The sequence below is a fragment of the Clavibacter sepedonicus genome, assembly GCF_000069225.1.
GTDB classification, from domain to species: domain Bacteria; phylum Actinomycetota; class Actinomycetes; order Actinomycetales; family Microbacteriaceae; genus Clavibacter; species Clavibacter sepedonicus.
In genome coordinates, this window is sequence record NC_010407.1 from 301,089 (window position 1) to 314,683 (window position 13,595).

7 protein-coding genes are annotated in these 13,595 nt (G+C 69.7%); 2 read left to right on the forward strand and 5 right to left on the reverse strand.

All coding sequences use genetic code 11. The features are described from left to right. Positions 1-33: 33 nt before the first annotated feature. The 5 genes from CMS_RS01320 to CMS_RS01340 form a co-directional block, all read right to left on the reverse strand. Entirely contained in the window at positions 34-2,229 is a 2,196-nt protein-coding gene (locus tag CMS_RS01320; RefSeq protein WP_041464285.1) for a phosphocholine-specific phospholipase C, read from the reverse strand. A 274-nt stretch (positions 2,230-2,503) separates the two neighbouring features. Continuing rightward, positions 2,504-3,136: an alpha-ketoglutarate-dependent dioxygenase AlkB gene (locus CMS_RS01325; protein WP_041464286.1), complete on the reverse strand. Its 633-nt coding sequence runs from the start codon at positions 3,134-3,136 to the stop codon at positions 2,504-2,506. A gap of 64 nt (positions 3,137-3,200) precedes the next feature. Continuing rightward, positions 3,201-3,881: a Pr6Pr family membrane protein gene (locus tag CMS_RS01330; RefSeq protein ID WP_012297739.1), complete on the reverse strand. Its 681-nt coding sequence runs from the start codon at positions 3,879-3,881 to the stop codon at positions 3,201-3,203. Between the two features lie 65 nt (positions 3,882-3,946). Next, positions 3,947-4,909, reverse strand: coding sequence for an IS481-like element ISCmi2 family transposase (locus tag CMS_RS01335; RefSeq protein ID WP_012297740.1), 963 nt, complete (start codon positions 4,907-4,909; stop codon positions 3,947-3,949). A gap of 140 nt (positions 4,910-5,049) precedes the next feature. Then, entirely contained in the window at positions 5,050-5,718 is a 669-nt protein-coding gene (locus CMS_RS01340; RefSeq protein ID WP_041464287.1) for an MBL fold metallo-hydrolase, read from the reverse strand. A gap of 306 nt (positions 5,719-6,024) precedes the next feature. Between CMS_RS01340 and rpoB the strand changes: the two genes are divergently transcribed. Both rpoB and CMS_RS01350 read left to right on the forward strand, forming a co-directional pair. Continuing rightward, positions 6,025-9,513: a DNA-directed RNA polymerase subunit beta gene (gene rpoB, locus CMS_RS01345; protein ID WP_012297742.1), complete on the forward strand. Its 3,489-nt coding sequence runs from the start codon at positions 6,025-6,027 to the stop codon at positions 9,511-9,513. A 48-nt stretch (positions 9,514-9,561) separates the two neighbouring features. Further along, positions 9,562-13,461, forward strand: a complete 3,900-nt coding sequence (locus CMS_RS01350) for a DNA-directed RNA polymerase subunit beta' (RefSeq protein ID WP_012297743.1) — start codon at positions 9,562-9,564, stop codon at positions 13,459-13,461. The last annotated feature ends 134 nt before the right edge of the window (positions 13,462-13,595 follow it).

Genomic DNA, 13,595 nt, shown 5'->3' on the forward strand with positions numbered 1-13,595 from the left:
TAGGACCGGCCGGCGCCGTCGCGTGGCGTCGCGCTACTCCACGCGACCCGCGTACCGGTAGCGGAAGCCGTTCCCGTCGGTGACCACCACGTCGTAGTAGCCCCACTCGTCCACCGGCCAGTTCACCGTCGTGCTGCGTCCGGGCTTCACGGTCTCGTGGCGCTCGCGCGTGATGAAGTCGTCGGCCGTCAGCGTGCAGTGCACCGACGGCGTCCCGTCGTTCGCGAGCGTGAGGCGCAGCACGGGCTTGCCGCCCGGGATCGTCTCGGCCGAGACCCGAGACCCGAGACCCGAGACCCGGGGCACGGGCACGTCGGCCTTCCCCGCCGCGACCACGGTGCCGGCGAAGCGGCGGAGGAACCGGTCGGGCCCGTAGGGGCTGAAGTCGTACGCCCCCGTGTGCGCGGTGCTGTCCCACGTGCAGGCCGCCTTCCCGCGCGGCGCCACGGTGAAGGGCGTCGACGCGAAGGGCAGCGCGATGTCGGGGAACACCTGGTGCGAGACGCCCTGCCGGCCGCTGTTGTGCATCGTCAGCGTGACCCGGCCGGTCGCCCGGTCCACCGCGACGTCCGCGTCCTGCCGGTAGGGGAGCGGGCGGTGGCGGACGGTGCCGACCTCCTGCTCGGGCATCCGCTGCGCGCCCACCGCGGGCTCCTGCACGGGCGGCTTCGCCATGTCGGCGTCGGCGGCCGCGACGAGCGCCTGCGTCGCGCTCATCGGCAGCACCTCCGTGGCCGACGGGATCGAGAAGTCGGGGTGCGCGAAGTCGAAGCAGGAGGTCAGGTCGCCGGAGATGGTGCGGCGCCACTCGGAGATGTTGGGCTCGTGGACGCCGGTCCAGGTCTCGAGGAACCGGATCACCGAGGTGTGGTCGAACACCTGCGAGTCGACCCAGCCGCCCCGGCTCCAGGGCGACACGACCGTGAGCGGCACGCGCGTGCCGTACCCGATGGGGAGCCCGTCGACGTACTCGTCGGCCGTGCCCGGCTCGGCGAGCGGCGGGAGCAGGTGGTCGAAGTAGCCGTCGTTCTCGTCGTAGTTGATGAGGAGCACCGTGCTCGCCCAGGTGTCGGGGTTGCTCATGAGCGCCTGGATCACGGCGTTCGTGTAGTGCGCGCCGTAGTCGGGGCTGGCCTTCGGGTGCTCGCTCCAGCCGTACGGCGCCACGACGTACGAGACCTGCGGCAGCGTGTTCGCCGCGGCGTCCTTGCCGAACTCCTCGAGCAGGTGCGTGACGTCGAGGCCCTTGCCGGAGTCCGGCTTCCAGCCGTCGTGCAGGCCGCCGTCGAGCGCGAGCTGCTGCGTCGCGGGATCCTCCGAGGCGAGCGCGTCGTGGTACTGGTGGAACAGCCACAGCGGATTGTCGCCGTAGTCGCCCACGTAGGGGTGCGTGCCCTCGTCGCCGACCTCGTCGTTCGCGTACGTCTTCCAGGTGACCCCGGCCTGGCGGAGCCGCTCGGGGTACGTCGTCCAGCTGAACACGGGGGCGTAGTCGTCGGGGTTGTCGATGGCGGGGCCGCCGGCCGTGCCGCGGGGGTCGACCGTGCCGGTCCACTGGAAGAGGCGGTTCGGGGTCGTGGGGCCGATGAGGGAGCAGTGGTAGTGGTCCGCGATCGTGAACGCGGACGCGAGCGCGTGGTGGAAGGGGAGGTCGTCCTTGGTGAAGTAGCCCATGGTCTGCTCGCTCTTGGCGACCACCCAGTTGTCCCACGCGCCCTTGTTCCAGGCCTGGTGCCCGCCCTTCCAGGAGTGGTCGAGGCCACCGGCGCCCTGCGCGTTGAAGCGGGACGAGTCGAGCGGGAAGGGCAGCATGCGCCCGCCGTCGGGGCGGCTCGCGTCGGGCTGCGCGAAGACGGTGCCGCCGCCGGGGAGCTCGACGGCCTGCTTGTCGCCGAAGCCGCGGACGCCCGGCAGCGTGCCGAAGTAGTGGTCGAAGGAGCGGTTCTCCTGCATGAGGATCACCACGTGCTGGACGTCCTCGATGGAGCGCGTCAGGTTCCTGCGGGTGGCGGCCGTGGCCGCCGTCGCCGCGCCGGGCGCGCCGACCACGGAACCCGCGGCCACGCCCGCCATGATCGCGGCGGCGCCGCCGAGCAGGACGGTGCGGCGGCTGACGCCCGGGCGGATCCCGGTGCGGTAGGGGCGCGACGAGTCGAGCGGGGGCGCGGCGTCGACGCCGGCCGCGAGGTCGACGTCCGGGGCGTGCTCTTCGGGCTTGGAGGCGCTCACGGGGCGGTCCTTCTTCCTGGATCGTGCCGCGGCCCGCGGGCGGGGGATCCCACGGTGCGGCGACACGGAGGGCGCGCGCCGTCGCGGGGTCCCGCTTCGACGCGTGCTCGGCTCGACGCGGGGGATCCCGGCGGGTCGCGCCTAGGAGCGTCGATGCCAGGCGTGATCCTCCCCGGTGCAGGGGAACAGCGGGTCGCGCGGAGCGACATCCGTCGGAATGCCGCCTGAACAGCGGGATCGTTCCCGACGCTGCCGCGTGCCCACCGCCGATCCGTCAGACGGGCCAGACCGGTCGGAACTGGATGCTGATGCGCGGCCCCACGGCCTTCGCGGTCTTGAGGATGGCGTGCTCGTGCGTGCGCTGCGCGCTGCCGCCCATGACGACGAGGTCGCCGTGCCCGAGCGGGAAGCGCCGTACCTCCCCGCCGCCCTTCGGTCGTAGTGACAGCGTGCGCGCCGCGCCCACGGACACGATGGCGACCATGGTGTCGCGGTCGATCGTGCGCCCGACGCGATCCCCGTGCCCCGCGACGCTGTCCTCGCCCGTGCGGTAGAAGCAGAGCCCCGCGGTCTCGAGCACCTGCCCGGGCGGGCGCCCGTAGTGGTCGTTGAGCGCGTCGCGCGCCTCCACGAGCACCGGCGCGGGCAGCCGGGCGCCGGGGCCGTACCAGGAGAGGAGCCGCGGCACCTCGACCGTGCGGCCGTGCATGAGGCGCGTGTCGGCCGTCCACTCCACGTCCTCCACGAGCCGCTCGAACAGCGCGTCCGAGTCGCTCACCCAGCCGGGCCGGATGTCGAGCCACGCGCCCTGCCCGAGGTCGAGCCGCTGCACCTCGTCGCCGAGCGCACCCAGGCCGGGCTCGGCCTGGAGGTCGTCGAAGAGGGAGGCCTGGAATGCGATGCTCATGGCGCGAGCATAGCCCGAATGTTCGAACGGATGTTCGAGTGACCGAGCGCTGGGGAGAGCCCGATCAGGCCGCGCGGGCGCGGGACGCGCGGCGTCCGGCCCACGTCAGGAGGAGCGTCAGGGCGCAGATCATCGCGGCGATGACGGCGACCCACACCGCCACGGTGCCGTATCCGCCGCCGCCCGTCGCGGGATCCAGGAAGGGGTACGGGTAGTAGGTCGCCGCCCCCGTCACCTCGTTGCCCGTGATCGGCCCGCGCGCGAGCGTCACCGCGACCCAGACCAGCGGGAAGACGACGACCCGGCCGACCGCGCCGTAGCCGAGCGCCCGGCGGTCCGACGCGAGCAGCCAGTCGGCGAGGACGAGCAGGGGCACGACCACGTGCAGCACCTCGTTCGACCACGGGAGGTTGCCGCCGGGGATCGTCGGCAGGCCGCGCAGCAGCAGGTTGTAGACGATGCCGGTCGTGACCATGTAGGTGGTGGCCGCCAGCCGGAGGGTCGTCCAGCCGCGCCCGGGGGCGGGGGTCCGTCGCAGCAGCCGCACGGCGCCGACCGCCATGACCACGGCCGCCAGGAGGTTCGACTCGATGGTGAAGTACATGAGGAAGTCGACGGTCTTGCCCCAGATCCCCTCCACCCCGATGCTCCGCCAGTACGTGGAGCTGACCACGTACTGGCTCGTGACGGCGACCAGCACGGTCAGGGCGGTGAGGAGGCGGACGACGGCCCAGGTGATGCGCACGCTCCACCGTCCCACATCGGCCGTGCCTCGAGGATCCGCGGTCGGCGCGCCGCCGGTGGCGCGGCCTAGTTGTAGTTCCCAGTGAGGTTGTGAACGCGTTCGGCGGGCGTGAGTCCGCCGATGCCGGTGTGGGGGCGGTGGTGGTTGTAGTGATGCAGCCAGGCAGGGTAGGTCGCGGCGCGGGCCTCGTCGGTGCGATAGGGATGGGCGTAGGCCCACTCGGTGGCGAGGGTGCGGTTGAAGCGCTCGACCTTCCCGTTGGTCTGGGGCCGGTAGGGGCGGGTGCGTGTGTGGGCGATGGTGCCGAGCGCCTCGGTGAAGGCGTGGGAGCGGTAGCAGGAGCCGTTGTCCGTCAGGACACGGATCACGGTGATGCCCGCGGTGGTGAAGAACGCGTTCGCGCGGGCCCAGAACGCGGCGGCGGTCTCCTTGCGCTCGTCGGTGAGGATCTCGGAGTACGCGAGTCGGGAGTGGTCATCCACGGCGTGGTGCAGGAACGCGTATCCCCGCCCGGTCCGGGGAGTGTTCCTCCGGCCGGCCGCTCTGCCGAGGACTCGGTGCCCGCCGCCGTCCGGGATGCGGCCGAGCTTCTTGATGTCGACGTGGACCAGATCTCCCGGCGAGGAGTGCTCGTAGCGTCGGGCAGGAGACCGCCGGGCAGGGAGCCCGGTGCTCAGATCGACGTGCTCGAGCAACGGCATCCGATACCGGTTCAGCACCCGCTCGACCGTCGAACGCGGAACGCGGAGGTGGTAGCTGATGCGGTGCGGGCCCCACCGGCGAGTGAATCTCAGCGCGATGATCCGCCGCTCCCGACGCTGACTCGTGCGGGTCGGTTGCCGGTGCGGGCGGGATGAGCGGTCCGTCATCGGCAACCCGGCCCGATACCGGCGAGCCCATCTCGACGCGGTCGCGGGCGAGCACTGGAACCTCTCCGCCGCACGCCGGACCGGCCACCCGTCCTCGATGATCAACCGGGCAAGCCGAACCCTGCCCACGGGAGTGAACGGGGCGTTAGCGTGAGTCACGAAGACCTCCGTGGACGTTGATGAGTGTGGTAACCCACATCGTCCCGGAGGTCTTCGCTATCCGCCCCAGCGTTCACAACCTCCCGAGGAACTACACCTAGGCGTCCGTCCCGCGCCGGGGCCCGGCCGCGGGCGTCCCGTCACCAGCCGCGCGAGCGCCAGTCGGCGAGGGATGCGCGCTCCGCGCCGAGCGTCGTCGAGTCGCCGTGCCCGGGATGCACGTGCGCGTCGTCGGGGAAGCGCGCGAACAGGCGCTCCTCGACGTCGTCCATCAGCTGCCGGAAGCGGCCGGCGTCGCCCTGCGTGTTCCCGACGCCGCCGGGGAAGAGCGAGTCGCCCGTGAAGAGGTGGGTGCTGCCGTCGCCCGGCTGCAGCACGAGCGCGACGCTGCCCGGCGTGTGCCCGCGGAGCGCGACGACCTCGAGGGCCACGCTGCCGAAGGCCACCTGGTCGCCGTGCGCGAGGCGCCGGTCGGCGTCGACGGGCAGGTCGCCCGCGTCGGCGTCGCCCACGGCGGAGGCCGCGTCGGTCGCGTCGAGGACGGCGGCGAGCGCGCCGTGGTGGTCGGCGTGGCCGTGCGTGGTGACGACCACGGCGAGCCGCCCCACGGGATCCGGCTCCGCCACGAGCGCGAGCAGCCGGTCGACGTCGGAGGCCGCGTCGACGAGCAGGCGCTCGCCGGAGTCGAGGTCGGTGAGGAGGTACGCGTCGTTGTCCATGGAGCCGACGGACGCCTTGCGGATCTCCACGTCGCCCGCCACGTGCACGTGCGAGGGGCCGCCGGGGGACACGTGCCAGGGTGCGCTCATGCCGAAAAGGCTACGCGCGCGAGGACCCCCGCGATCAGGGCAGCCGGACGTTATACACCGAGACACGCCGAGGATGCAAGATTTCGCTGGACATGGCGCGTCGCGACCCGTATGGTGATCCTTTGCGCTCCCACTCCCTTTTGCCTTCATATTGCGGTCGGTCATCGTGTGCGCTCGGGTCGATCCCGAGCCCATCCCGCGAGGTGTGGCGAGCAACTCCATCAGGATCGGCACGGGTCACGTCCCGGGTCGGTCTCGGCGTATCGACGACATCGGAGCCCGACGGGGCCCACGGAGGTAATTTCCTTGGCTGCTGCGCGCAACGCAACTCCCACTCCCCAGAACGGTCGCGACGCATCGCGGCTCTCGTTCGCGAAGATCACTGACACCCTCACCGTCCCCGACCTCCTCGCCCTGCAGACCGAGAGCTTCGACTGGCTCGTCGGCTCGGACGCGTGGAAGCGGCGCGTCGAGGAGGGCACCAAGCAGGGTCGCACCGACCTGGCGCTCAACTCCGGCCTCGAGGAGATCTTCGAGGAGATCTCCCCCATCGAGGACCTGGGCGAGACCATGCAGCTCGGGTTCACGAACCCGTACCTCGAGGAGCAGAAGTACTCCATCGACGAGTGCAAGGAGCGCGGCAAGACCTACTCCGCTCCCCTCTACGTCGAGGCCGAGTTCATGAACCACCTCACGGGTGAGATCAAGACCCAGACGGTCTTCATGGGCGACTTCCCCCTCATGACGGAGAAGGGCACGTTCATCATCAACGGCACCGAGCGTGTCGTCGTGTCCCAGCTCGTCCGCTCGCCCGGCGTGTACTTCGAGCGCCAGCAGGAGAAGACCTCCGACAAGGACATCTACTCCGCCCGCGTCATCCCCTCGCGCGGCGCCTGGCTCGAGTTCGAGATCGACAAGCGCGACCAGGTCGGCGTGCGCATCGACCGCAAGCGCAAGCAGTCGGTCACCGTGTTCCTGAAGGCCCTCGGCCTCACCAGCGAGCAGATCCTCGAGGAGTTTAAGGGCGTCGCGTCCATCGAGCTCACGCTCGAGAAGGACTCCATTCTCACCAAGGAGGAGGCCCTCAAGGACATCTACCGCAAGCTCCGTCCCGGCGAGCAGGTCGCTGCCGAGGCCGCCCGCGCGCTGCTGGACAACTTCTACTTCAACCCGAAGCGCTACGACCTGGCGAAGGTGGGTCGCTACAAGATCAACCGCAAGCTCGGCATCGACAAGCAGCTCACCGACTCGGTGCTCACGGTCGAGGACATCCTCGCGACCATCAAGTACCTCGTGTCGCTGCACGCGAACGAGACGAAGATGAACGGCACGCGCGACGGCAAGCCCGTCGAGCTGCGCCTCGACGTGGACGACATCGACCACTTCGGCAACCGCCGCATCCGCGCGGTCGGCGAGCTCATCCAGAACCAGGTCCGCACCGGCCTGTCCCGTATGGAGCGCGTCGTCCGCGAGCGCATGACCACGCAGGACATCGAGGCCATCACGCCGCAGACCCTGATCAACGTGCGCCCCGTCGTCGCCGCGATCAAGGAGTTCTTCGGCACGAGCCAGCTGTCGCAGTTCATGGACCAGAACAACCCGCTCGCGGGTCTCACCCACAAGCGCCGCCTCTCGGCGCTCGGCCCGGGTGGTCTGTCCCGTGAGCGCGCCGGCGTCGAGGTCCGCGACGTCCACCCGTCGCACTACGGCCGCATGTGCCCCATCGAGACCCCGGAAGGCCCGAACATCGGCCTGATCGGCTCGCTGGCGTCGTTCGCCCGCATCAACTCGTTCGGCTTCATCGAGACCCCGTACCGTCGCGTCGTCGACGGCGTGGTCACCGACCAGATCGACTACCTCACGGCCAGCGAGGAGGACGAGTTCCTCGTCGCCCAGGCCAACGCGCCCCTCACGAAGGACTTCCGCTTCGCGGAGGACCGCGTCCTCGTCCGCCCCAAGGGCGGTGAGGTGGAGCTCGTCGCGAAGGAGAACGTCCACTACATGGACGTCTCCCCGCGCCAGATGGTGTCGGTCGCGACCTCGCTCATCCCGTTCCTCGAGCACGACGATGCGAACCGCGCGCTCATGGGCGCCAACATGCAGCGTCAGGCCGTCCCGCTGCTGCGCAGCGAGAGCCCGCTCGTCGGCACCGGCATGGAGGGCTACGCGGCCATCGACGCCGGCGACGTCCTCACCGCCGACGCCTCGGGCGTCGTCGCCGAGGTGTCCGCCGAGGTCGTCACCATCCAGCTCGACGAGGGCGGCACGCAGACCTATTACCTGCGCAAGTTCGACCGCTCCAACCAGGGCACGAGCTACAACCACCGTGTCCTGGTCTCGGCCGGCGACCGCATCGAGGCCGGCGAGGTCATCGCCGACGGCCCCGCCACGGAGAACGGCGAGCTCGCGCTCGGCAAGAACCTGCTCGTCGCGTTCATGCCGTGGGAGGGCCACAACTTCGAGGACGCGATCATCCTGAGCCAGAACCTGGTCAAGGACGACACCCTCTCCTCCATCCACATCGAGGAGTACGAGGTCGACGCGCGCGACACCAAGCTCGGCAAGGAGGAGATCACCCGTGACCTCCCCAACGTCAGCCCGGAGCTGCTCGCCGACCTCGACGAGCGCGGAATCATCCGCATCGGCGCCGAGGTCCGCCCCGGCGACATCCTCGTGGGCAAGGTCACGCCGAAGGGCGAGACCGAGCTCAGCGCCGAGGAGCGCCTGCTGCGCGCGATCTTCAACGAGAAGAGCCGCGAGGTCCGCGACACGTCCCTGAAGGTGCCCCACGGCGAGCAGGGCACGATCATCGGCGTCAAGGTCTTCGACTCGCAGGACGGCGACGACGAGCTCGGCTCGGGCGTCAACCAGCGCGTCGTGGTGTTCATCGCGCAGAAGCGCAAGATCACCGAGGGCGACAAGCTCGCCGGCCGTCACGGCAACAAGGGCGTCATCTCCAAGATCCTGCCGGTCGAGGACATGCCGTTCCTCGCCGACGGGACCCCGGTCGACGTCATCCTCAACCCGCTCGGCATCCCCGGCCGCATGAACTTCGGCCAGGTCCTGGAGACCCACCTCGGGTGGAGCGCCAAGCAGGGCTGGGAGGTCGAGGGCAAGCCCAAGTGGGCCGAGCGCCTGCCCGACCACGCGCGCCAGGCTCCGGCCGGCACGAAGGTCGCCACCCCGGTGTTCGACGGAGCGCTCGAGGAGGAGATCGCCGGCCTGCTCGACTCGACGACGGTCACCCGCGACGGCGACCGCCTCATCGGATCCAGCGGCAAGACGCGCCTGTTCGACGGCCGCTCCGGCGAGCCGTTCCCCGAGCCCGTGTCGGTCGGCTACATGTACATCCTGAAGCTGCACCACCTGGTGGACGACAAGATCCACGCGCGCTCCACGGGTCCCTACTCGATGATCACGCAGCAGCCCCTGGGCGGTAAGGCCCAGTTCGGTGGCCAGCGGTTCGGTGAGATGGAGGTCTGGGCGCTCGAGGCCTATGGCGCCGCGTACGCGCTGCAGGAGCTCCTCACCATCAAGTCGGACGACATCCTCGGCCGCGTGAAGGTGTACGAGGCCATCGTCAAGGGCGAGAACATCCAGGAACCGGGTATCCCCGAGTCCTTCAAGGTCCTGATCAAGGAGATGCAGTCCCTCTGCCTGAACGTCGAGGTGCTCTCGGCGGACGGCCAGGCGGTCAGCCTGCGCGACACGGATGACGAGGTCTTCCGCGCCGCGGAGGAGCTCGGCATCAACATCTCCACCCGCTTCGAGTCGTCCAGCATCGACGACATCTAAGCCCGCTCAAGACTTTCGACTCGAAGCTTTCCAAGGAGAGAAGGAAAATTGCTCGACGTAACAACTTTCGATGAGCTGCGGATCGGCCTGGCCACGGCCGATGACATCCGCCGCTGGTCGCACGGTGAGGTCAAGAAGCCCGAGACCATCAACTACCGCACTCTGAAGCCCGAGAAGGACGGCCTCTTCGGAGAGCAGATCTTCGGACCCAGCCGCGACTGGGAGTGCTCCTGCGGCAAGTACAAGCGGGTGCGCTTCAAGGGCATCGTCTGCGAGCGCTGCGGCGTCGAGGTCACCAAGTCCGCGGTCCGCCGCGAGCGCATGGGACACATCGAGCTCGCCGCGCCCGTCACGCACATCTGGTACTTCAAGGGCGTCCCGTCGCGCCTCGGCTACCTGCTCGACATGGCGCCGAAGGACCTCGAGAAGGTCATCTACTTCGCCGCCTACATGGTGATCAGCGTGGACGAGGATGCTCGCCACGAGGACATGCCTGGCCTCGAGAACGAGCTCCGGCTCGAGATCAAGACCCTGCAGGACCAGCGCGACAGCCAGATCGCCGAGCGCCTCGGGCGTCTCGAGACCGACCTGGCCGCGCTGGAGGCCGAGGGCGCCAAGAGCGACCAGAAGCGCCGCGCGAAGGACGGCGCCGAGAAGGAGATGGGTCAGACGCGCAAGGCGTTCGACGAGGACATCTCCCGTCTCGAGCGCGTCTGGGAGGAGTTCCGCAGCCTCAAGGTCGGCGAGCTCAAGCCCGAGGACGCCGTCTTCCACGAGCTGCAGGACCGCTTCGGCATCTACTTCGAGGCCCACATGGGCGCCGAGGCGATCCAGAAGCGCCTGGAGGCCTTCGACCTCGAGGCCGAGGGGGAGCTGCTCCGCGAGCAGATCGCCACCGGCAAGGGCCAGAAGAAGATCCGCGCCATCAAGCGCCTGCGCGTCGTCAGCTCCTTCCTCGCCACCGGCAACTCGCCGGCCGCGATGGTGCTGCAGGTCGTCCCGGTCATCCCGCCGGAGCTGCGCCCGATGGTGCAGCTCGACGGCGGACGCTTCGCGACCAGCGACCTGAACGACCTGTACCGCCGGGTCATCAACCGCAACAACCGCCTCCGTCGTCTGCTGGATCTCGGCGCCCCCGAGATCATCGTCAACAACGAGAAGCGCATGCTGCAGGAGGCCGTCGACGCGCTGTTCGACAACGGCCGCCGCGGTCGTCCCGTCACGGGCACCGGCAACCGCGCGCTCAAGTCCCTCAGCGACATGCTGAAGGGCAAGCAGGGCCGGTTCCGCCAGAACCTGCTCGGCAAGCGCGTGGACTACTCGGGCCGCTCGGTCATCATCGTCGGACCGCAGCTGAAGCTGCACCAGTGCGGTCTGCCCAAGCAGATGGCGCTCGAGCTGTTCAAGCCGTTCGTCATCAAGCGCCTGATCGACCTGAGCCACGCCCAGAACATCAAGGCCGCCAAGCGCATGGTCGAGCGCAGCCGCGGACAGGTCTGGGACGTGCTCGAGGAGATCATCCGCGAGCGCCCCGTGCTGCTCAACCGCGCGCCCACGCTCCACCGTCTGGGCATCCAGGCGTTCGAGCCGCAGCTCGTGGAGGGCAAGGCGATCCAGCTGCACCCGCTCGTCTGCGCCGCGTTCAACGCGGACTTCGACGGCGACCAGATGGCCGTCCACCTGCCCCTGTCGGTCGAGGCCCAGGCCGAGGCGCGCATCCTGATGCTCGCCTCGAACAACATCCTCAAGCCGTCGGACGGACGCCCGGTCACCCTGCCCACGCAGGACATGATCATCGGCCTGCACCACCTGACCACCCTCAAGGAGGGCGTCGCCGGTGAGGGTCGCGCGTTCAGCTCGGTGGCCGAGGCCATCCTGGCGAAGGACCAGCTCTCGCTGGACCTCAACGCCAAGGTGCGCATCCGCCTGCACGACATCTACTTCGGCGAGGGCGAGGCGCCCGAGGGCGTCGAGCTCGACGAGAAGGGCAAGACGGTCGGCCCCGTGCTGCTCGAGACCACCCTCGGTCGCGCGCTGTTCAACGAGACCCTGCCGGTCGACTACCCCTACATCGAGGCCGTCGCCGACAAGGGCAAGCTCTCCGAGATCGTCAACGACCTCGCGGAGCGCTACCCCAAGGTGGAGGTCGCGGCAGCGCTCGACCGGATCAAGGACGCGGGCTTCTACTGGGCCACGCGCTCCGGCGTCACGGTCGCCCTCTCCGACGTGCTGACCCCGCCCACCAAGGCGGCCATCCTGTCGGGCTACGAGAAGCAGGCCGCCAAGGTCCAGGGCCAGTTCGAGAAGGGACTCACGACGAACGCCGAGCGTCGTCAGGAGCTCATCGAGATCTGGAACAAGGCCACCGCCGAGGTCGCGAAGGCGATGGAGGACAACCTCCCCGCCGACAACAACATCAACCGCATGGTGTCCTCCGGGGCACGAGGCAACTGGATGCAGGTCCGCCAGATCGCCGGCATGCGCGGCCTCGTGTCGAACCCGAAGGGCGAGATCATCCCCCGCCCGATCGTCCACTCGTACCGCGAGGGCCTGACGGTGGCGGAGTACTTCATCTCCACCCACGGTGCTCGCAAGGGACTGGCCGACACCGCGCTGCGCACCGCCGACTCCGGGTACCTCACCCGTCGTCTGGTGGACGTGTCGCAGGACGTCATCATCCGCGAGGACGACTGCGGCACCAGCCGTGGTCTCGACCTGCCGATCGCCACGAAGGGCGCCGACGGCTCGTCCGTCCGCGACTCCAACGTGGAGAACTCGGTGTACGCCCGCTCTCTGGCCGCTGACGCGGTCAACGAGGCCGGCGAGGTCGTCGCCCCCGCGGGCAGCGACGTCGGCGACGTCATGATCGACCACCTGATCGCCGCCGGCGTGCACGAGATCAAGGTTCGCTCCGTCCTGACCTGCGAGTCCGCCGTCGGCGTGTGCGCGGCCTGCTACGGCCGCTCGCTCGCCACGGGCAAGCTCGTCGACATCGGCGAGGTCGTCGGCATCATCGCGGCCCAGTCGATCGGCGAGCCCGGCACGCAGCTCACGATGCGCACCTTCCACACCGGTGGTGTGGCATCGGCGGACGACATCACGCAGGGTCTGCCCCGCGTGCAGGAGCTCTTCGAGGCCCGCACCCCCAAGGGTGCGTCGCCCATCGCGGAGGCGGCCGGTCGCATCACCATCGAGGACACGGATCGCAGCCGCAAGGTGATCCTGACCCCGGACAACGGCGACGAGCCGCACATCTACCCGGTGCTCAAGCGGGCCACCCTCCTCGTGGAGGACGGCCAGCACGTCGAGCTCGGGCAGCAGCTGCACGTCGGCGCCATCGACCCGAAGGAGGTCCTCCGGGTCAAGGGCGTGCGCGAGGTGCAGAAGCACCTCGTGGGCGGTGTCCAGGGCGTCTACCGCTCGCAGGGCGTCCCGATCCACGACAAGCACATCGAGGTCATCGTGCGGCAGATGCTGCGCAAGGTCACGGTCGTCGAGCACGGCGACACGGACCTCCTCCCCGGTGAGCTGGTCGACCGGGCCCGCTACAACGAGGTCAACCGTGCCACGCTGACGGAGGGCAAGAAGACCGCCTCCGCCCGCCAGGAGGTCATGGGCATCACCAAGGCCTCGCTCGCGACCGAGTCGTGGCTGTCGGCCGCGTCCTTCCAGGAGACGACCCGCGTGCTCACGCAGGCCGCCATGGAGGGCAAGTCCGACCCGCTGATGGGCCTCAAGGAGAACGTCATCATCGGCAAGCTGATCCCGGCCGGGACGGGGCTCGCGAAGTACCGCGACGTCACCGTCACCGCGACGGAGGAGGCCAAGGCCGAGCGCTACCCGAACCGCATCTTCACGGATGAGTCGGTGTTCAACGAGTCCGACCTGAGCTTCGTCGACTTCGACAGCTTCAGCTCGGACGACTACACGCCCGGCACCTACAACTAGGACCGCCGGCGCGTGAGCGCACGATGAGAAGGGCCCCGCTCCGGCGGGGCCCTTCCTCGTTGACGGGGCGTGCATCGCGCGCCCCCGTCCCGCCGCCCGCGTGCCCCCGGGCCGGGCGACGCCGCGGCGATACA

What these genes read in the sequence shown, in the direction of transcription:
- CMS_RS01325 (WP_041464286.1), bottom strand. Translation starts at nt 3,136, where the DNA reads ATGAGCATCGCATTCCAGGCCTCCCTCTTCGACGACCTCCAGGCCGAG.
- CMS_RS01340 (WP_041464287.1), bottom strand. Translation starts at nt 5,718, where the DNA reads ATGAGCGCACCCTGGCACGTGTCCCCCGGCGGCCCCTCGCACGTGCAC.